This is a genomic window from Pseudomonas sp. GW822-FHT02E03, from assembly GCF_058802325.1.
Map to the genome: position 1 here is coordinate 24,420 of NZ_JBXAOA010000013.1, position 20,092 is coordinate 44,511.

General features: G+C 60.6%; 19 protein-coding genes. 11 read left to right on the forward strand and 8 right to left on the reverse strand.

Annotation, left to right across the window (positions count from 1 at the left end; all coding sequences use genetic code 11):
• Positions 1 to 127 precede the first annotated feature (127 nt).
• On the reverse strand, positions 128 to 1,645 hold the full coding sequence (locus tag AC1RQB_RS12245; protein ID WP_063341355.1) for an MDR family MFS transporter: 1,518 nt from the start codon (positions 1,643 to 1,645) through the stop codon (positions 128 to 130).
• Between the two features lie 78 nt (positions 1,646 to 1,723).
• Positions 1,724 to 2,908 carry a 4-hydroxybenzoate 3-monooxygenase gene (gene pobA, locus AC1RQB_RS12250; protein WP_404943044.1) on the reverse strand — a complete coding sequence of 395 codons (1,185 nt, stop codon included), beginning with the start codon at positions 2,906 to 2,908 and terminating at the stop codon, positions 1,724 to 1,726.
• Positions 2,909 to 3,096: 188 nt separating this feature from the next.
• On the opposite strand from pobA, the gene AC1RQB_RS12255 reads away from it, so the two are divergent.
• Positions 3,097 to 4,008 (forward strand): helix-turn-helix domain-containing protein, encoded by a 912-nt coding sequence (locus AC1RQB_RS12255; RefSeq protein WP_063341353.1) that lies wholly within the window; start codon positions 3,097 to 3,099, stop codon positions 4,006 to 4,008.
• A 9-nt stretch (positions 4,009 to 4,017) separates the two neighbouring features.
• On the opposite strand, the gene AC1RQB_RS12260 is transcribed toward AC1RQB_RS12255, so the two are convergent.
• Both AC1RQB_RS12260 and AC1RQB_RS12265 read right to left on the reverse strand, forming a co-directional pair.
• On the reverse strand, positions 4,018 to 4,194 hold the full coding sequence (locus AC1RQB_RS12260; protein WP_198537192.1) for a hypothetical protein: 177 nt from the start codon (positions 4,192 to 4,194) through the stop codon (positions 4,018 to 4,020).
• A gap of 217 nt (positions 4,195 to 4,411) precedes the next feature.
• A complete protein-coding gene (locus AC1RQB_RS12265; RefSeq protein WP_206744282.1) occupies positions 4,412 to 5,317 on the reverse strand; it encodes a LysR family transcriptional regulator in 906 nt (301 codons plus the stop codon).
• Positions 5,318 to 5,431: 114 nt separating this feature from the next.
• Here AC1RQB_RS12265 and AC1RQB_RS12270 point away from each other — a divergent pair, with 114 nt between their 5' ends.
• Together AC1RQB_RS12270 and AC1RQB_RS12275 are read left to right on the forward strand one after the other, a co-directional pair.
• A complete protein-coding gene (locus AC1RQB_RS12270; RefSeq protein WP_063341351.1) occupies positions 5,432 to 6,313 on the forward strand; it encodes an MBL fold metallo-hydrolase in 882 nt (293 codons plus the stop codon).
• A gap of 155 nt (positions 6,314 to 6,468) precedes the next feature.
• Complete coding sequence (locus AC1RQB_RS12275) at positions 6,469 to 7,083, forward strand: NAD(P)-dependent oxidoreductase (RefSeq protein ID WP_063341350.1); 615 nt, start codon at positions 6,469 to 6,471, stop codon at positions 7,081 to 7,083.
• 115 nt (positions 7,084 to 7,198) lie between these two features.
• On the opposite strand, the gene AC1RQB_RS12280 is transcribed toward AC1RQB_RS12275, so the two are convergent.
• Positions 7,199 to 8,080, reverse strand: coding sequence for a LysR substrate-binding domain-containing protein (locus AC1RQB_RS12280; RefSeq protein WP_063341349.1), 882 nt, complete (start codon positions 8,078 to 8,080; stop codon positions 7,199 to 7,201).
• Between the two features lie 159 nt (positions 8,081 to 8,239).
• Between AC1RQB_RS12280 and AC1RQB_RS12285 the strand changes: the two genes are divergently transcribed.
• From AC1RQB_RS12285 to AC1RQB_RS12310, 6 genes are all read left to right on the forward strand, one after another.
• Positions 8,240 to 9,877 carry a 5-guanidino-2-oxopentanoate decarboxylase gene (locus AC1RQB_RS12285; RefSeq protein ID WP_063341348.1) on the forward strand — a complete coding sequence of 546 codons (1,638 nt, stop codon included), beginning with the start codon at positions 8,240 to 8,242 and terminating at the stop codon, positions 9,875 to 9,877.
• On the forward strand, positions 9,874 to 11,322 hold the full coding sequence (locus AC1RQB_RS12290; RefSeq protein WP_063341347.1) for an aldehyde dehydrogenase family protein: 1,449 nt from the start codon (positions 9,874 to 9,876) through the stop codon (positions 11,320 to 11,322). The genes AC1RQB_RS12285 and AC1RQB_RS12290 overlap by 4 nt, the downstream gene beginning before the upstream one ends.
• Positions 11,323 to 11,540: 218 nt before the next feature.
• Entirely contained in the window at positions 11,541 to 12,644 is a 1,104-nt protein-coding gene (locus tag AC1RQB_RS12295) for an ABC transporter substrate-binding protein (RefSeq protein ID WP_007898368.1), read from the forward strand.
• 191 nt (positions 12,645 to 12,835) lie between these two features.
• Positions 12,836 to 13,744: an ABC transporter permease gene (locus AC1RQB_RS12300; RefSeq protein WP_008069586.1), complete on the forward strand. Its 909-nt coding sequence runs from the start codon at positions 12,836 to 12,838 to the stop codon at positions 13,742 to 13,744.
• Positions 13,741 to 14,589, forward strand: coding sequence for an ABC transporter permease (locus AC1RQB_RS12305; RefSeq protein ID WP_008069587.1), 849 nt, complete (start codon positions 13,741 to 13,743; stop codon positions 14,587 to 14,589). Before AC1RQB_RS12300 ends, AC1RQB_RS12305 begins: the two co-directional genes overlap by 4 nt.
• A gap of 15 nt (positions 14,590 to 14,604) precedes the next feature.
• Entirely contained in the window at positions 14,605 to 15,660 is a 1,056-nt protein-coding gene (locus tag AC1RQB_RS12310; protein ID WP_008069588.1) for an ABC transporter ATP-binding protein, read from the forward strand.
• Between the two features lie 129 nt (positions 15,661 to 15,789).
• On the opposite strand, the gene AC1RQB_RS12315 is transcribed toward AC1RQB_RS12310, so the two are convergent.
• Entirely contained in the window at positions 15,790 to 16,719 is a 930-nt protein-coding gene (locus tag AC1RQB_RS12315) for an AraC family transcriptional regulator (RefSeq protein ID WP_063341346.1), read from the reverse strand.
• Between the two features lie 427 nt (positions 16,720 to 17,146).
• On the opposite strand from AC1RQB_RS12315, the gene AC1RQB_RS12320 reads away from it, so the two are divergent.
• Together AC1RQB_RS12320 and AC1RQB_RS12325 are read left to right on the forward strand one after the other, a co-directional pair.
• Complete coding sequence (locus AC1RQB_RS12320; protein WP_063341345.1) at positions 17,147 to 17,500, forward strand: putative quinol monooxygenase; 354 nt, start codon at positions 17,147 to 17,149, stop codon at positions 17,498 to 17,500.
• Between the two features lie 41 nt (positions 17,501 to 17,541).
• Positions 17,542 to 17,772: a hypothetical protein gene (locus tag AC1RQB_RS12325; protein ID WP_008010028.1), complete on the forward strand. Its 231-nt coding sequence runs from the start codon at positions 17,542 to 17,544 to the stop codon at positions 17,770 to 17,772.
• On the opposite strand, the gene AC1RQB_RS12330 is transcribed toward AC1RQB_RS12325, so the two are convergent.
• Positions 17,773 to 18,402: a flavin reductase family protein gene (locus tag AC1RQB_RS12330; RefSeq protein WP_063341344.1), complete on the reverse strand. Its 630-nt coding sequence runs from the start codon at positions 18,400 to 18,402 to the stop codon at positions 17,773 to 17,775.
• 241 nt (positions 18,403 to 18,643) lie between these two features.
• The gene (locus AC1RQB_RS12335; RefSeq protein ID WP_063341343.1) at positions 18,644 to 19,963 is read right to left on the reverse strand and encodes an MFS transporter; all 1,320 of its coding nucleotides are present in this window, start codon (positions 19,961 to 19,963) and stop codon (positions 18,644 to 18,646) included.
• Between the last annotated feature and the right edge of the window lie 129 nt (positions 19,964 to 20,092).

Here is a 20,092-nt window from a genome sequence, read left to right on the forward strand (position 1 = left end):
GGGTAGACATTGATCGTTCCCACGCTCTGCGTGGGAATGCCTCAAGGGACGCTCCGCGTTCCAATGGGACGCAGAGCGTCCCGGGCTGCATTCCCACGCAGAGCGTGGGAACGATCGGTCGGAGGGGTTAGCGGACCTTGTCCTCCCGCCCCCGCAACATTCTATTCGGCATGGCAATCGCCGCCGCCAGCCCCAGCAATGACACCGCCGCGCTGACCATCAGCAAATGCCGGAAGGTCAGCAGCAATTCTGCGCGCAAGGCGTCCTGCGCATCCCCCGGCGCGGCGTTCAAACCGTCCAGCAAGACATTTCCCGAACTCCCCTCGGCCATCAGCGACGAGCCGGCCAGGTGCGCAAAACTCGAATCCTGTAACAACGCCAGCAGCAGCGCCGACATTAACGCCACACCCACTGCGCCGCCCAGAGAACGGAAAAGATTGGTGGTGCTGGTGGCGACGCCGATGTCCCGTTGTTCCACCGAGTTTTGCGTGCCCACCAACGATGTGGGGAACTGCATGCCGCTGGCGATGCCGCTGAGCAACATGAACAGGCTGCTCAGCACAAACGCCTGAGGCGCACTGAACGCCATGCCGAGAATCGAGAACGGCATCAGCAGGGCGCCAGTCAGGATCATCGGTTTATAACGACCGCTCACCGAGGTCTGGCGTCCGGCAAAGTACGCGCCTATCGGCAAACCCATGGCCAGTGGCAACAGGTGCAGCGCGGCGCTGTCAGCCCCGGCGCCGGTGACGCTCTGGAAGCGCAGCGGCATCAGCACGATCAAGGAAATCGCCTGGAAACTGGTGAAGAAAATCGTGCACCAGCAAAGAATCGCACTGCGGTTGGCGAACAAGTGCATCGGCAGCAACGGTTCCCGCGCCCGCCGTTCATGCCAGACGAATACGGCCAGCACCACCACCGCACAACCGAGCAAACCCGACACTTCAGTGCTGCGCCACGAATGTCCTTGGCCAACCTGAGTAATGCCCAGCAGTAACGCCGTCAGGCCGATGATCATCAGCAAGGTGCCGAAGTAATCGATGATCGGCTTGCGCTGCGGCACTGGCAAACCCACCAGCGTACGGTGGGCCACCAACAAGGCACCCAGGCCCAATGGAAGGTTGATCAGAAATACCCAGCGCCAGGACAGGTATTCGGTCATGTAGCCACCGAGTACCGGGCCGGCCACGCTGGCCACCGCGTACATGCTGCTGAAGTAACCCTGATAGCGACCGCGTTCGCGGGGTGGAACGATGTCGCCGATGATTGCCTGGCTCACCGAAATCATCCCGCCGGCGCCGATGCCCTGAAGAATCCGCGCCAGCACCAGTTGCTCCATGCTTTGCGCCATGCCGCAGAACAACGACGCCAGGGTGAACACGCCCATGCCGAACAGCATCAACTTGCGGCGCCCGTACAGGTCGCCGAGTTTGCCGTAGATCGGCACCGCCACGGTCATCGCCACCATGTACCCGGAAATCACCCAGGCCAGCAGGCTGACATCCTTGAATTGCGCGGAAATGGCCGGCATCGACACGGCGACAATGGTCTGGTCCAGCGCGCCCAGAAAAATCGCCAGCATCAGGGCGATCAGCACGCTGCGAATGGCCGGTTTGGGCGTTTCAGGCTGGTTGAGATTGGTCACGGGTAAAACCTGCGGGCAGTAATGGGCCCGCAGCGGGCAAGGCGAGCGGGATGCTCGCCAGTGTAGATCGATAGGAGGCTATTCGATAGCCTCGTATGGAAGGCCAACGTAATTTTCGGCGATGGTTTTTCGGCCCGCCTCGGAGTCCACGAAATAGGCCAGCTCCGATTCGCTGATGCGCTGGCTGAACGCGTCGTGCTCGTCGAAGCGATGCAACATCGAGGTCATCCACCAGGAAAACCGCTCGGCTTTCCACACCCGCCGCAAGCAGACCTCGGAATACTTCTCCAGCAAATCCACACGGCCTTCGCGGTAAACCTTCAGCAGAATATTGAACAACGTACTGACGTCGCTGGCCGCCAGGTTCAGGCCCTTGGCGCCGGTGGGCGGGACAATGTGGGCGGCGTCGCCGACCAGGAACATTCGCCCGTACTGCATCGGTTCGACCACGAAACTGCGCAGCGGCGCGATGCTTTTTTCGATCGACGGGCCGGTCACCAGCGTGTCGGCGAGGGCGGCTGGCAGACGGGATTTGAGCTCATCCCAGAAGCGTTGGTCAGACCAATCCTCGACTTTGTCCTGGGCCGGTACCTGGAGGTAGTAACGGGTACGTGTCGGCGAACGCATGCTGCACAACGCAAAACCCCGTTCATGCCGCGCGTAGACCAACTCTTCGTGCACCGGCGGCGTGTCAGCGAGAATCCCCAGCCAGCCGAACGGATAAACCCGCTCGAACACCTTCAGGCAGTCGGCAGGAATCGACTGCCGCGCCACGCCATGAAAACCGTCGCAACCGGCGATGTAGTCACAATCGAGTCGATACGTTTCGCCGTCCTTGTCGAAGGTGACAAAGGGTTCGGCGGTTTTCATGCCGTGGGGGACGACATTGCTGGCTGCATAGATCGTCTGCGCACCCGCGTCCCGACGAGCGGCCATCAGATCGCGGGTGACCTCGGTCTGGCCATAGATCATCACGGTTTTGCCGCCGGTCAGCGCCTGCAAATCGATGTGTACCCGGCGCCCGTCGAGGGCCAGTTCGAAGCCTGCATGGACCAGCCCTTCGGCGTCCATGCGCTGACCCACCCCGGCCTGACGCAACAGCTCTACCATGCCTTGTTCGAGGACACCGGCGCGGATGCGTCCGAGCACATAGTCCGGGGTCTGGCGTTCCAGGATCAGGGTGTCGATGCCGGCGTTATGCAGCAATTGGCCGAGTAGCAAGCCAGAGGGGCCGGCACCGATGATCGCGACTTGGGTTTTCAGTGTTTTCATTGTTTTTATGACTCGCAAGCTCCACACGACCAAGGCCGGTGAATGATTTTTATGGATCGAGTACTTGCATTTTTCACTTGCGAGTCTGTCAATTGAAGGGGAAAACTGAGCCGATACCTGTACATTCTGCCAATCGGTGCGATTATCGCCCCGTTACCCTCGAGGCCTGGATTGAAGTGATGAACAAGCCTGACCTGCCATCGATTCCGGTGTTCAAACTCTATGGTGAAAGCCTGGACTGGCCGACCCCTGACTTATTGCACTGTGAAACCATTTCCAAACGCAGCCGCGAACATCAATGGGAAATCAAACCCCACCGCCACGCCGATTTGTGTCAGTTACTCTTCGTTTTCAAAGGTCAGGCAGAGCTTGAGATCGAAGGCAAACGCTCACAATTGACTGAGCCGGCAATCCTGATTTTGCCGCCGTTATCGGTGCATGGTTATCGGTTTTCCGAGGACGTCGAAGGTTTCGTCGTCACGCTGGCCGCGCCGCTGATCGCCCACCTGCAAGCACAACTGGGCAATTCGATGAACGCCCTGGCACAGGCCGAAAGCTACCCGGCGGGCAAGGACAGCGAGTACCTCAACAGCCTGTTTTCAGCGCTGCAAAGCGAGTACACCGGCCATCAACCGGCGCGGGAAATGCTCATGCATTCGCTGGTCAGCGTGATTATGGTGTGGATCAGTCGCCAGGTGATTCAGCGCCAAACCGCCACCCAGCGTCCGCAGCGGGCTCGGGAATACCTCAACGGCTTTATTCAGCTGGTGGAAGAAACCTATCGCCAGCACGTCAAGGTCGAGGACCTGGCTCATCGGCTGGGGATTTCCGTGTCCCACCTCAATGGCACGTGCCGTGAACTGGCGGGGCAACCGGCGTTGCAGATCATGCACGAGCGTCAATTGCTGGAGGCCAAGCGCTTGCTGACCTACACCAGCATGACCATTTACGAAATGTCCGACGTGTTGGGGTTTTCCGATCCGACCAATTTCACACGCCTGTTCCGACGTCGCGTGGGGATTTCGCCCAAGGCCTTTCGCGACCGCTTGAAGGCCGATCAGGACCATGCCGATCAGGACAACGAGGCCTGAACCCCTTCGTTACCGGAGGGCGTTGAGGGTCGCGTTGTGGGGAATGCAGCGCTCGAAGTTGCAGCTCGCAAAGTCACGGGGCTGTTGTCGCAACTGCTCGACACGCCAGGCGGCTGTGCCATATAGCGCCAGCGTCGCCGCGCAAGTGATGAAAATGGCGAGGTATCTTCTTGTTTTGATGTTCATGGCGTTGACCTCTGAACGAATACCTTTCGGTACTGCTTTGAGCATAGGTCAGCGCGGGTGAGTTGCCAGCAAAGCGGCCCTCGCGTTTAACGCAATATTCAGAACATTGATATCCCCTGTGGGAGCTGGCTTGCCAGCGATAGCGGGCTATCAGTCAGCATCATTGTTGGATGTGACGACGTCATCGCAGGCAAGCCAGCTCCCACAGGGGAGGTGTTTACAACCCGACATCCCACTCCGGTTCTTCCGGAAATCTAAGCACCAAAAAATCCAGCATGCTGCGCAACGCCGCCGGCATGTGCTTGCGTGACGCATACACCGCATAGATGTTCATCTGCCGAGGCTCGGCCCGGGGCAGCAGGCGGATCAGTTCGCCGCTGTGGATATGCACGCCGGCCTGGTAACTGGGCAGCATTGCCACGCCGGCCCCGGCCATCGTCGCGCGCAACAGCGTGCTGGCTTCGTTGGCGCTGATGTTGCCCTGGACCGGCACGGAGACGGGCTCGCCGTCTTGTTCGAAATGCCAGAGGCTTTTACCGAAGTAGGAGTGGGTCAGGCAGTTGTGCAGGCTCAGGTCCTCGACCCGTTGCGGCGTCGGGTGTTCGCTCAGGTAAGCGGGGGAGGCGCAGATCACCGAGCGGCAGACCGTCAGGCGCCGGGCGATCAGGTTCGGGTCCAGGTCATTGCTGGTGCGGATGGCGAGGTCGATGCGTTCATCCACCAGGTTCACCGTGCGGTCGAGCATTTGCATATCGATGCTGACGCCGGGGTAACGTTTGACGTAAGCCGCCATGGCGTCCGCCAGTTGCGCCTGGCCGAACGAGGTGCTGACGCTGATCCGCAGCAGGCCTCGCGGTGCGTCGTCCGGTTCGCTGACGGCGGCTTGCATGTCGCTGGACAACTCGAGCATCTGCCGACAGCGAGGCAGAATTTCCGTCCCGGCGGCGGTCAGGCTCAATTTGCGCGTGGTGCGGTGCATCAGGCGCGCGCCGACCCAATCTTCCAGCTCCGCCAGATAGCGTGAAACCACCGGCCGTGACAGGTCCAGGTGATCGGCGGCGGCCGATTGGCTGCCCAGGTCCACCACCGTAACGAACACCCGCATTGCTTGTAGACGATCCATGATTTGCCCGCTTTCAGAAACAAACTATGTTCAAGCATCGCATTTTTTGTATCGAGTCGGGCAACTAAGCTCTGTCCCATCGCCAAACACGGCATTCGGACAACGGAGCAACAGATGATCGGCTTCACTTCAATCAAACGCATTCTTCTGGCAACCGCCACGCTCGGCTTCGCGGCCCATGCCGCGGCGGCGTCCACCTTGACGCTGGACGTCTACAACCCTGGCACCAATGCGATCTTCCCGGTGACCTCGGTACTGGTCAGCGGCGAGAAGGAAGCGATTCTGGTGGACGCGCAATTCGGCAAAGCCCAGGCCGAACAGGTGGTGGAAAAAATCCGCGCCAGCGGCAAGCAACTGACCACCATCTACATCAGCCACGGTGACCCGGATTACTACTTCGGCCTCGACACCGTGACCCAAGCGTTCCCGAAAGCCAAAGTGCTGGCCTCGCAACCAACTGTTGATCACATCAAAAAAACCGTCGACGGCAAACTGGCGTTCTGGGGCCCGAAAATGGGCGCTGACGTGCCGAACAAAACCATCGTGCCGCAGGTGCTCAAGGGCGACAGCCTGATGCTGGAAGGGCAGAAATTGCAGGTGATCGGCCTGGACGGCAAGCAGCCGGATCGCAGCTTTGTGTGGATCCCGTCGATCAAGGCTGTGGTCGGTGGCGTGGTCGTCGCCGAAAACATTCACGTGTGGATGGCTGACACCCAGACCCCGCAATCCCATGCCGATTGGTTGACGACGCTGCAGGCGATTGAAGCGCTGAAGCCAAACACCATCGTGCCAGGTCACTACCTCGGTGAGAGCGCTCGCTCTCTGGCGGCGGTGCAGTTCACCGCCGATTACATCAAGGCTTTCGACGAAGAAACCGCCAAGGCGAAAGACGCTGCCGAACTGATCGCCGCGATGAAAAAACGCTACCCGACCCTGGGTGAAGAAAGCTCGCTCGAGCTGAGCGCCAAAGTCGCCAAGGGCGAGATGAAGTGGTAATCCGCTGAGATGATCGTTCCCACGCTCTGCGTGGGAATGCAGCCCGGGACGCTCCGCGTCCCATCAAAAGCCGAACGCGGAGCGTCCGTTGAGGCATTTCCACGCAGAGCGTGGGAACGATCAACAGATTCACCCAAACCAACTGGAGAAACGTCATGAGCAACATCGCAATCATCGGTGCCACCGGTCGTGCCGGTAGTCAACTGTTGGAAGAAGCCCTGCGTCGCGGTCACAGCGTCACGGCCATTGCCCGCGACACCTCGAAAATCGCCCCGCGAGCCGGTGTCGTGAGCAAAAGTGTCGACGTGCTCGACGCCGCTGCATTGCAGGCCGCCGTGGCCGGGCATGATGCGGTGATCAGCGCTGCGCACTTCTCCACCATCCCCGCCAGCGCCGTCATCGAGCCGGTGAAGAAGGCCGGGGTCAAGCGTCTGCTGGTAGTCGGCGGTGCCGGTTCGCTGTTGCTGCCGGGCGGTTCCAGGGTGATCGACAGCGAAGGCTTCCCGGAGGAATACAAGGCCGAGGCCAGCGCCGGTGCCGCGTTCCTGAATACCTTGCGTCAGGAACAGGACCTGGACTGGACCTTCCTGTCACCGTCGGCAGAGTTTGTCGAAGGTGAGCGCACGGGTACGTTTCGAATCGGCAAGGATGACTTGCTGGTGAGTGCAGAGGGGCGCAGCTGGATTACCTTTGCAGACTTCGCCATTGCGTTGCTTGATGAAATGCAAACGCCGAAGTATTCCCGCCAGCGGTTTACTGTCGGGTATTGAGTGCCTGATCATTCCCACGCTCTGCGTGGGAATGCCTCAACGGACGCTCCGCGTTCGGCTTTGGAAGGGACGCGGAGCGTCCCGGGCTGCGTTCCCACGCGGAGCGTGGGAACGATCATCGTGCAGATGCCTGCTCCACCAACCACCCCATCAATTCGCGCAACTTCGGCGAAGGCGCAGGTTTCTCGGGGAACACCAGGTAATACGCCAACCCGGTTTTCACCTTCAAATCAAAGGGCATAACCAGCCGTCCGGCACTCAGGTCATCGCCGATCAACGACCAATCGCCAATCGCCACGCCCGTCCCCTGGGACGCCATCGACATCGCCAGGTCCAGGGTTTCGAAATGCTGCCCTTTGCCGACATTGCTCAGCCGAATATCCGCAGCCTTCAGCCAGGCGTTCCAGTCCCGTTCATCGCGGGTGGGGTGCAGCAACAAGTGCTGTTGCAGATCGGCCGGTGTCTGCAAGGCCATCGGCCCTTCAAGCATCGGTCGGGAACACACCGGCGTCAGTTGTTCATCGAACAGATGCCGGGAGGCCAGGGAGTTGTCCGGCGGCGTGCCATACATCACCGCCGCATCGAACTGCTCGCGATGAAAGTCCACGCCGTGTTTGACCGTGGTGGTCAATTCCACCGGCACATCCGGGCGCTCCCGTTGCCACTGCAACAGCCGCGGCAACAGCCAGCGCATCACACACGTCGGGGCCTTGAGTTGCAGGGTTTCGCGCTTCTCGCCGATCTGCTCCACCGCCTCGTCGATCAGGCCGAAAATCTGCTGCACCCGTGGCAGCCATTCCCGTCCTTCGGCGGTCAGGCTCAAGCCTCGTGCCTGACGAATGAACAGCTCATAACCCAGATGATCTTCCAGCCCGGCGATCTGCCGGCTCACCGCGCCTTGGGTGATGTGCAGTTGTTCGGCGGCCCGGGTGAAGTTGCAGCACTGCGCGGTGATCAGAAAAGTGTGCAGCGCCGGCAGGGGAGGCAATCGTTTCATTGGGATCCAAGGTATGACGTGAGGACATGGCTAGTATGACTTTTTATCCATTGTTGCGGCTACGTGTCGCCCGTTCCAATGAGGCCATCCCTGGACCTGCCAACCCATCATAAACACTGCGCAGGCCCGGCGTCTCAAACGAACAAAAAGGGCAAACACATGGCGACGTGCGGCGAAGTATTGGTCAAGTTACTCGAAGATTACGGGGTCGAGCAGGTGTTCGGCATTCCCGGGGTTCACACCGTGGAGCTGTATCGCGGGCTGGCCCGTTCGAGCATCAACCACGTCACTCCGCGTCACGAACAGGGTGCCGGCTTTATGGCCGACGGTTACGCTCGCACCAGCGGCAAACCGGGCGTGTGCTTCATCATCACCGGCCCTGGCATGACCAACATCACCACCGCCATGGGTCAGGCTTACGCCGACTCGATCCCGATGCTGGTGATTTCCAGCGTGCAATCGCGCAGCCAATTGGGCGGCGGTCGTGGCAAGTTGCATGAGCTGCCGAACCAAAGCGCACTGGTCGGCGGCGTGGCAGCGTTCTCTCACACCTTAATGTCGGCGGCTGAATTGCCGGGCGTGTTGGCCCGCGCCTTCGCGCTGTTCCAGGCTGGCCGTCCGCGCCCGGTGCACATCGAAATCCCGTTGGACGTGTTGGTCGAAGAGGCCGATGACTTGCTCGCCAGCGTGCCGGTGAACATCGACCGTGCCGGTGCTTCGCCCAGCGCGATCAGCCGCATGACCGACTGGCTGGCCGGTGCCAAGCGCCCATTGATTCTCGCCGGTGGCGGCGCCATCGATGCCGCGGCCGAATTGACCGAACTGGCCGAACTGCTGGACGCGCCAGTGGCCCTGACCATCAATGCCAAGGGCATGCTCGAATCCCGCCACCCGCTGCTGATCGGTTCGACCCAAAGCCTGGTAGCCACTCGCGCGCTGGTCGCTGAGGCCGACGTGGTGCTGGCCATCGGCACCGAACTGGCCGAAACCGATTACGACATCACCTTCGCCGGTGGCTTCGAAATTCCTGGCGTGCTGCTGCGCGTGGACATCGACCCTGACCAGACCGTGCGTAATTATCCGCCGAAAGTCGCGTTGGTGGCCGACTCGCGCAACGCCGCTCAGGCCTTGCTGAGTGCGCTGTCCCACAAGTCGCTGGCCGAGCGTCGCAACGATTGGGGCCAGGTGCGTGCCGCGCATTTGCGCGATGAGTTGGCCGCATCCTGGGACGCCCCGACGCTGGCCCAGACTCGCTTCCTGGAAACCGTTTTGCATGAATTGCCGAACGCGGTGTTCGTCGGCGATTCGACCCAACCGGTGTACACCGGCAACCTGACCTTCAACCCGGAGCGCCCGCGTCGCTGGTTCAACTCGTCCACGGGTTACGGCACCCTCGGTTACGCCTTGCCGGCGGCGATTGGTGCCTGGCTTGGTGGCCGCGTCGAAGGCGGCGCACGCCCTCCGGTGGTGTGCCTGATCGGCGACGGTGGCCTGCAATTCACCCTGCCGGAACTGGCCAGCGCGGTAGAAGCACGCACCCCGGTGATCGTCCTGCTGTGGAATAACCAGGGCTACGAAGAGATCAAGAAATACATGGTCAACCGCGCCATCGAGCCGGTGGGCGTGGACATCTACACCCCCGATTTCATCGGAGTGGCCAAGGCCCTGGGCTGTGCGGCCGAGGCGGTCAGCAGTGTTGACGGATTGCGTGATGCATTGCGCCTTGCCACCGATCGCCAGGGCCCGACCCTGATTGAAATCGATCAGACCCAGTGGATGAAGGCGGTGTCGCAATGAGTTTTCCAACTACTTTGGATGGTCTGTACATCAATGGCCAATGGGCCGCCGGCAACGAACATCTGCGCGTGATCAACCCGGCGACCGAAGCCCTGTTGACCACCGTTAATGGTGGCGATGCACACGCTGTCGATCAGGCCGTCACAGCCGCGACCCATGCTTTCAAGGAATGGTCGAAAACCACCGGCACCGAGCGCGGGGCGATCCTGCGCAGAATCGCCGCGGGCGTGCAGGCCGGTCGCGAGCAGTTGATGAAATTGCAGTCGAGCAACAACGGCAAACCACTGTTCGAAGCGGCCATCGACGTCGACGACGTGATCGCCACCTTCGAGTATTACGCCGAGCTGGCCGAAGGTCTGGACGCGAAGCAAGACAGCGCCGTGGTGTTGCCGAGCGATGATTTCAGCGCCCGTTTGCGCCGTGAACCATGCGGTGTGGTGGGGCTGATCGTGCCGTGGAATTTCCCGATGGTCACCACCGCCTGGAAACTCGCCCCGGCCCTGGCCGCCGGTTGCTGCGTAGTGCTTAAACCGTCGGAAGTGACCCCGCTGCCGGAGCTGGAACTGGCGACGATCATTGCCGAAGCCGGTCTGCCAAACGGTGTGTTCAATCTGGTCTGCGGCACCGGCCTGGCTGTTGGCGCGCCGCTGTCGGCTGATCCGCGCATAGCCAAGATTTCCTTCACCGGTAGCAATGCGGTGGGCGTGCAGGTGATGCAGCGGGCAGCGGAAACCGTGAAAGGCGTGAGTCTGGAACTGGGCGGCAAATCTTCGCTGCTGGTACTCGCCGATGCCGACATCGAACTGGCCGTGGAAGTGGCCTGTGGCGGTGGTTTCTTCAACGCCGGGCAAATGTGTTCCGCCACCAGCCGCGTGCTGGTTGCCGATGAGCTGGCGGATGAGTTTGTAGCGCGATTGAAGGTGCGCGCCGAAGCCATTCGCGTGGCCGACCCGTTCGATCCGAACGTGGAAATGGGCGCACTGGTCAATCAGGCGCAATACCAACGTGTGCTGGGCCACATCGATCGCGGTTTGAGCGCTGGCGCAAAGCTGATCTGCGGCGGTAATCGCCCGGCGGACCTGCCTCGCGGTTATTTTTTGCAGCCGACCCTTTTCATCGACGTGCCCCTCGACAGTGCGCTGTGGTGCGAAGAGATTTTCGGCCCGGTGATCTGCGTACGCAGTTTCAGCTCTGAAGCCGAGGCGATTGCCCTGGCCAACGACAGCCAGTTTGGCTTGGTAGCCAGCGTGGTTACGCGCGACGCCGAAGCGGCCGATCGGGTCGCCAACGCTTTGCAGGCGGGGCTTGTGTGGATCAACGCGCCGCAAGTGATCTTCCCGCAGACCGCCTGGGGTGGCTACAAACAGAGCAGCATCGGCCGCGAACTGGGGCCGTGGGGCTTGCAGGCTTTCCAGGAAATCAAACACGTGATTCGGGCCGTCTGACAGCACGAAAAAGGTGAGCGCATGCCTCGTGATGAGGCATGCGCCAGCGTCATGGCTTCAATGAGTTTTTATCGATAGTCAGGTGTTTTGCACGACCTCAGGATGAACCCGCCGGTGCAGCTCAAGTCCTTTGAAACCGGGGACTGCAAGCTGATCTGGCCGCGCGGATGCAACGGTTGCGACCAACCTCATACTTAAAAAAACAAAGGGAGTCCTTCATGGGCGAGCACGATCTGAACAGACGTCAATTCATCAAAACCGTGGGCGTGGCGTCCGTGGCTGCGGCGGCCATGAGCATGCCATTCATCAAGGCCAATGCCAGCGACACACGTTTCCAGGGCAAGACCCTGCGCCTGCTGACCTGGTCCGATGACACCGGCCTTGCAGCACTGCGCAACATCGCGGCAACCTTCGAAGCGAAGTACGGCTGCAAGGTCATCGCTGACCGCACCGGCAGCACCTCGGAAATGGTCGCCAAACTCAAGGCCGGCGGTGATCGTCCGCAGTACGACATCATCACGCTGGCCGGCGTCGGCGCCGAAGGTCTGGCCGCCGCCAACCTGCTGGAAAAACCCGATCTCAACCGTATCCCTAACCTGATCGACGTGCCGGAGCAATACCGTACTGGCGCCAACGGTCACGGCATCGGTTACCTGCTGTGGTGCAACAGCCTGGTCTACAGCACCCGCACCATCAAAGAAGCGCCGGACAGCTATGCCGCCCTGTGGGACGCGGAACTGTCGCCGAACATCTTCCTGCCGCCGCCGAACTGGACCGAGGCCATGGACCTGATCATCATCGCCGCCAAACTGGCCGGTGGTGACGAACACAACATCGAGCCAGGCTTCAAGAAACTCGCGGAGCTTAAAGATCGCGTCGTGACCTTGGGCGAAAACCCGAACCAGATCGCCGAGCTGTTCCGCACAGGTTCCCTGGACATGGGCGGCTTGTACGCGCCGGCGTTCTTCCCGAAACAGATTCGCGATCCGGCCTACGGTCTGGGCGCCACGTTCGGCATGAAGGAAGGCTTCTACACCGACCTGATGCTGTCGGTGATGCCGAAGAATCGTCCGGGCGATATCGACCTGGCCTACGCCTTCATCAACCACTCTCTGGACCCGCTGGTGCAGGGCAAGATGGCCGAGGATATCTACAACGGCCCGGTCAATGCCAAGGCGATCATCTCCGCCGAAGCGCGCAAGAGCCCGTACATCCTCACGCCGGAGCAGATTGCCGAGAAGGCGATCATGCACGACAACGCCTTCCTGGCCACCGTGCATGACCAATGGATTCGTCGTTACACGGAAATCTTTTCTTCCTGATCGAGTGGCGAACACAGGTCTTTAGAACACTGCAAAACACTGTGGGAGCGGGCTTGCCCGCGATGACGGCCTTCCTGTCGACGATGATGTGACTGATAGATCGCTATCGCGGGCAAGCCCGCTCCCACAGGGTTCGCGGTGGTTTTGAGGGCTGTGTTTGTCAGCTGCTTTCCATTGACGAGACCCTTGCTATGGAACACCAACCTCTGACCCATCCGGTAAGCGCCGCCCCCGTGCGCGTCAACCGGGGTGTCTCACCGACGGCGCGCGCCTGGCTTTTCCTCTCGCCGTCGATGCTGTTTCTCGGCGTGCTGATTGCCGCCAGCCTCTTGGTACTGCGCATGAGCGTCGGCACCAAAGGCGCGGAGTGGTCCGGCTTCAGCCTGGCCAGTTACGCCCAATTGCTGGAACCCTATTACCTCAAATCCTTGCTGCTGACGTTGCGCCTGGCGCTGATCAGCGCGGTGATTGCGGTGCTGCTGGCGATCCCGGTGGCCTACACCATGTCGCGACTGACCTCACCGTTTGTGCGGCGGATCTTCCTCGCGGCGGTGCTGCTGCCCTTGCTGGTCAACCTGCTGCTGCAAAGCTACGGCTGGCTGGTGATTCTCGGCCCCGGCGGCATGCTCAATCAGGCGCTGATGGGCCTGGGCCTGATCAAGCGGCCGATCATGCTGCTGTACAACCAGAACGGCGTGTTGATGGGCCTGGTGCAAACTGCGTTCCCGTTGGCCGTGCTGCCGATTGCCAGCGCCATGCGCGGCGTCGCCCGCACGTACGAAGAGGCCGCAGCCACCCTCGGCGCCAGTCGCTTGCAGGTGTTTCGCCAGGTGGTGTTGCCGATGAGTTTGCCGGGGATCATCACCGGCGCGACGCTGGTGTTTGCCTACAACGCCAGTAGCTTCGTGGTGCCGTTGCTGCTTGGTGGTCGGCGCGTGCCGATGCTGGCGGTGATGGTGCATGACCAGATCGCCCCGCTGATGAACTGGCCCGCCGCGTCTGCTGCCGGTGTGGTGCTGATCGTTACCACCCTGGCGATCATGACCTTGTCCGAATACATCACTGGCCGTCGTCGGCGCATGCTGGAGGCTTCCCAATGAGCACCTTGATCAAGAAGCGCCATTCGCTGCTGCCAGGCGATACCGGCAAGTTCGCCGGCATCCTGTCAGGCTTCATTTTGCTGCTGGCAGTGCTGCCGATCCTGACCATGATTGTCATGTCGTTCAGCGGTGCGTCGAACCTCGACTTCCCGCCCAGCAGCTATAGCCTGCAATGGTACAAAGCCGCCTGGAACACCTTCGTGTCGCCGGATTCCAGCGATGTGCTGAGCCTTGGCAAAGCCATGACCACCAGCCTGATGGTGGCCTGCCTGACCATGATTTTCGCCACGATTATCGCGGTGCCGGCAGCCTATGCCCTGACCCGTTGCGAGTTCCGCGGCAAGGCCGTGGCGCTGCAATTGATGTCGCTGCCACTGGTGTTCCCGATGGTGGTGTTGGGCCTGGCCTTGCTGCTGGTGTTCGACAGCCTGCCGTTCCACATCACCACCTCGCGCCTGGTGATTGCCCACGTGATTCTGGCGCTGCCGTTCGTGGTGAAAAACTGCACCGCGGCGATGCTCTCCATCGGCAGCGAAGTTGAAGAGGCCGCGCAGATGCTCGGCGCTTCACCGCTGCGGGCGATTGTCGATGTGGTGGTGCCGCTGATGAAGTCGGGGATTCTGGCGGGCATGCTGCTGGCGTTCATCGTCTCGTTCAACGAATTCACCGTGACCTATTTTCTCTACACCATCGACGTCATGACCGTGCCGATCTGGATGTACAGCCGCACCGTGTCTTCGCTCGACCCTACCGTTTTCTCGTTTGCCGTGCTGATCGTGCTGATCGACTTCGTCCTGATCTGGGCGTTGGAGAAGCTGGTCGGTGAAGGTGGCGTTTCGTTCTGATTCTTGAGGTGCAACATGACTGGTCTGATTCTGGAAAACGTCGAGAAACATTACGGCTCGGCCTGCGCGGTAAAGGATGTGAACCTGCATTTGCCCGAGGGCAAACTGGTGTGTTTCCTCGGCCCGTCGGGCTGCGGCAAAACCACCTTGCTGCGGATGATCGCCGGGCTGGAAACCCTGACCGGTGGCGAGATTCGCCTGGACGGTGAAGACATCGGCCATACGCCGGCGCATCAGCGTAATTTCGGCATGGTGTTTCAATCGCTGGCGCTGTTTCCGCACATGACGGTGGGGGAGAACATTGCCTATCCGCTGAAACTGCGCGGGGTCAGCAAGGCTGACCAGCAAGCGCGGGTGGTGGAGTTGCTGGAGCTGATTCAGCTGCAGGAAATGATTGATCGGCCGGTGGCGAAACTCTCTGGCGGTCAGCGTCAGCGCGTGGCGATTGCCCGGGCGATTGCTTCGCGGCCGAAAATCCTCCTGCTCGATGAACCGCTGTCGGCGTTGGACGCCAAGCTACGCGAATCGATGCAGGTGGAAATCCGTCAACTGCAACAGCGTTTGAACATCACCACCATCATGGTCACCCACGACCAGCGCGAAGCCATGACCATGGCCGACATCGTGGTGGTGCTGGGGGAACATCGGGTGCAGCAGGTGGGCTCGCCGATTGAAATCTACCGGCATCCGGCCAATGAATTCGTCGCGGACTTTATTGGTTCGGGGAACATTTTCCCGGCCACGGCGCTGGGCAACGGCAAGGTCAGCTTGCCCGGTGGCGATGCGCTGCAAGTGCCGATCTGCAGCAGCATTGTGGTGGGGGAGAAAGTGAAGATGCTGATTCGCCCGGAAGACCTGCAACTGTCACAACCCCAGGCCACGGCGGGCAATCGCTTGCTCGGGAAGGTGACGTTTGTGCGGGATATCGGGGCGACGATAGAAACCACCGTTGAGTGTTCCGGGGTGTCGTTTACCGCGTTGAGTACACCGTGTCAGGGAGTTGGGTTGAGCATTGGCAATCCGGTGTCGGTGACGTTGCCGGCTGAGGCTTGCCGCGTGTTGAGCGCCTGATCCAGATTTGATGTTGGCCTTCCTGGCCTCATCGCGGGCAAGCCCGCTCCCACAGGGGCTGTGTACACCGGTCCTTGTGGGAGCGGGCTTGCTCGCGAAGGGGCCATCAGCCACACCGAAAACGTCAGATCAAACCGACAACCGCAACCGCGCCAAATCCCGGAGCGGAGGCGCGCCGAACAATCGGCTGTACTCCCGGCTGAATTGCGAAGGGCTTTCATACCCCACCCGATAACCCGCCGCCGAAGCTTCCAGCCCTTCGGCCAGCATTAACCGCCGCGCCTCTTGCAGGCGCAACTGCTTCTGATACTGCAGCGGACTCATTGCCGTCATCGCCTTGAACCGGTGATGCAATGTCGACACGCTCAGGTTCACTTCCCGTGCCAGATCATCAATGCGCAGCGGTTGCTCATAATTGCCGTTGAGCCATTTGATCGCCTGGCTGATGCGATGGCTCTGGCTGTTGGCGATGGCAATCTCGTACAGCCGATGCCCCTGCTGGCTGCGCAACAGCCGATACAGAATCTCCCGACGAATCAGCGGCGCCAGCATGGCGATGTCTTTGGGTGTGTCCAGCAAACGTGCCAGACGCAGCACGGCATCGAGCATTGCCGTGTCGATTTGCTCCACATACAGGCCGCGGCCAGTGGGCCGTGTGGGTACGCCAATGGGGCCGGCGTCGGCAATCAGCGCGGTGATTTCTGCGGGATCGATGTCCAGCCGCACGGCGAGGATCGGTTCCTCAGGCGAGACATTTACCACTCGCCCGCTCAAAGGCATCGAGACCGAGACCACCAGGTAATTCAGCGGGTCGTAATTGAAGTATTCATCCGCCAACCGCACTTCCTTGCGCCCCTGGGCCATGATGCACAGGGCCGGTTGCGCCAGCACTGGGGCGAAGTCATGGTTTTGACTGTGGCGCGACATGAACAGCGAACCGACGGCGGTGGCATACGTGCCATCCTCCATCGTGTTACGACGGATGAGGGCGGCCAGTTCCGCGCGCTGTTTTTCCATGTCGGCGGCAAGCGGGGCTTGAAAATGATCGAGCGACGACATGCTGGGCATCCTCGGTGACGCGTTGGTAATGGGCTGAGCTTAAATTTGTGCAAGGGACAGCGGTAGCCACATCCTGCCAAAAGCTTGCCTGATTCTGCACGGGGCTTCGTGTGCCGCCCCGTCATGGCGTGACGCAGATGGGTAACGGCTGACGCAAACTCCCCCTGTAGGAGCTGCCGAAGGCTGCGATCTCTAGATCTTGAAAACAGAAGTCAAAAGATCGCAGCCTTCGGCAGCGCCTACACAAAGCTCGTGTGACAGTGATATGACGGGTTTTACCGGTTGTTACAGGTGTTGAGCCAAGTCTCGCAGGATTGTGCAATGCGTCGGCAGGAATCGACTAACGGCGACTGCGACACGCCGCCTAATCTTGGATCCTGTCGCAGCCCGTCCCCGGCTGCCACTGGATGACCTGGGAGGGTTGAACATGTCTACGCAAATCCCCGTCAGTCATATGGCCTTCGTCCGCGCCCGCGCCGGGCGTTCGGCAGAACTCGGTGCGCGCCTGAGCGCCCTGATCGAGCCGTCGCGCAACGCGCCGGGTTGCCTGAGCTTTGCCCTGCAGCACTCGCAATGCGATCCCGAGCTGTGGCTGGTGTCCGGTTTCTGGACCAATCAACAGGCCATGACCGCTTACTTCGGCAGCCCGGCGATGCAGATTTTTGCCGAGCTGGTGCAGGAGCTGCTGGTCAATAGCCTGGATTTTCATACCTTCAAGGATGTCTCGGCGGCCCAGGCCCTTGGCCAGTCCCAGGCAGCGGTACACAAACTCGCCGGTTGAGGGTTTAATGGCGCAATTCTCCATTAGCCAGGATCCGCGACATGGCACGCAAAGCCTTTGAACACTTCGAAGCCGTTTCAGCAGTAGTACCGGGCGAGGGCGGTTACCACGCCGCGATTGCCGTCAAAGCCCTCGGCGGTTCCGGTGCCCCGACTTTTCACAAAGTGCTGGAAGGCCAGACTTTCAAGACCGCTCATGAAGCGGACGAGGCTGCGGCCAAAGAGCTGACCCGCCTCAAAGACGTTAAAGAAGACGCCGACCTGCTCTGGTAATTACTTGACCGCCCCCGGGCGGAACATTTTGAACAATGCCTCTGGCCCCAGCTGAAAGTAATCCGCCGGCCCGCCGCCGCGCAGAATCGGTTCTGCCGCGGCGGTGTCGTACACCCCATCCTTCAACAGCCACTTGGCGATATGCACGGCGACCACTTCGCCGAGAATCAGCCAGCTCGGCAGCACCTCCTTGTTTGCGCGCTGCAACTGAATGATCTGCGTGACTTTGCATTCAAAGGACACCGGGCTTTCGGCGACCCGTGGCACCTGAATGATTTTCGACGCCACGGTGGTCAGCCCGGACAGTTCGAATTCATTGACCTGCGGCCCGACCATGGCGCAGCTCTGGTTCATCTGCTCGGCCAGCGGACGAGTCGCCAGGTTCCAGGCGAATTCGCCGGTCTGCTCGATGTTGTTCAGGCTGTCTTTGCGCCCGACACTGGAAAACCCAATGATTGGCGGGATGTAGTTGAAGGCGTTGAAGAAGCTATAGGGCGCCAGATTCAAGCAGCCATTGGCGTCCTGGGAAGAAATCCAGCCGATAGGGCGTGGGCCGACGATGGCGTTGAACGGATCATGCGGCAGGCCGTGGCCGTTGGCGGGTTCGTAGAAGTGGATGTCGTCGGGCATACAGTGAATTCCTGGGGACGTTCGGGAGGCGATCATGGTGCAAGGGCCAGCGGCATATTTCCAGTCCATCCTCGATCACTGTGGGAGCGGGCTTGCCCGCGATAGCGCTTTAACAGTCACACAGATGTTGAATGTTACGGCCTCATCGCGGGCAAGTCCGCTCCCACAGGGTTTGGGTTGAGGCAAATAAAAAGGGGCAGACCCGTTAAGGTCTGCCCCTGTTTTTATTGCGCGGGCGGACTCAGTCCGTCTCGATCCGCGAATGTTTGCGGGTGTCTTTCATGGTGATGTACACCAGCAACGACACCGCGATGCACGCCGTGACATACCAGTAGTAACCGGTTTCCATGCCGATGCTCTTGAACCACAGCGCGATGTATTCAGCGGTACCGCCGAAGATCGACACGGTCAGCGCGTACGGCAAACCGACGCCCAGCGCACGGATCTCGGTGGGGAACAGTTCAGCTTTAACCACCGCGTTGATCGAGGTATAGCCGCTGACGATGATCAGCGCCGCCATGATCAGGAAGAATGCGCCCCACCAGGTCTGGACAGTGTGCAGGGTGGTCAGGATCGGCACGGTGAACAACGTCCCGAGGATACCGAAGGCAATCAGGATCGGCCGGCGACCGACTTTATCCGACAGCCCGCCAACGATCGGTTGCAGGCACATGAACAGAAACAGCGTGGCTGCCGAGATGCTGGTGGAGTCGGTGATGCTCATGCCGACGGTGTTCACCAGGTATTTCTGCATGTAGGTGGTGTAGGTGTAGAACGCCAGGGTGCCGCCCATGGTCAGGCCGACCACGGTCATCAGTTCCTTCGGGTGGCGCATCAAGGTGCGCATCGCGCTTTCCTTGGCCTTCACTTTCTTGGTGAACGACTCGGTTTCTTCCATGCCACGACGCAGGTACAGCGCGACCACGGCACACAGCGCACCGATGGCGAACGGGATGCGCCAGCCCCAGGCGTAGAGTTGCTCGGTGGTCAGGGTCTGTTGCAGCACAATCAGCACCGCCAGGGCGATGAGTTGGCCGGAGATCAGGGTCACGTACTGGAAGCTGGAATAGAAGCCGCGACGCTCCTTGGTCGCCATCTCGCTGAGATACGTCGCCGAGGTGCCGTACTCACCCCCAACCGACAAACCCTGCAGCAGGCGAGCGAACACCAGCAGGATCGGCGCACCGATACCGATGGTTTCATAATTGGGGCTCAAGGCGATCAGCAGCGAGCCGAAACACATCAGATACACCGAGGCCATCAACGCACGTTTACGACCGGCGCGGTCCGCGTAGAGGCCCATCAGCCAGCCACCGATCGGACGCATCAGGAAGCCCACGGCGAAGATAGCAGCGGTGTTCATCAGCTGTGCGGTGGAGGAACCGGCGGGGAAGAAGGTTTTGGCGAAGTACAGGGAGAAGGCGGCATAGACGTACCAGTCGTACCACTCGACCATGTTGCCGACAGAGCCGCTGAAGATCGATTTGATCCGGCTGGCAGTGGTTTTTTCTTTGACCGGCAGGGCAGCCGACCCAAGGGGCAGGGTGTTGGAGTTATCCATTGAAGGATCCTCGTTTAATTGTTTTTGTGGAGCGCGAGTTAACGCAGCCTGCAGGGGCTATAGCAGGAGCTGTGCCAAGGGGAGGAGGGCCGGTTTAGAGGGGGGAGGCGGTTTTGTTGAGCGGATAGT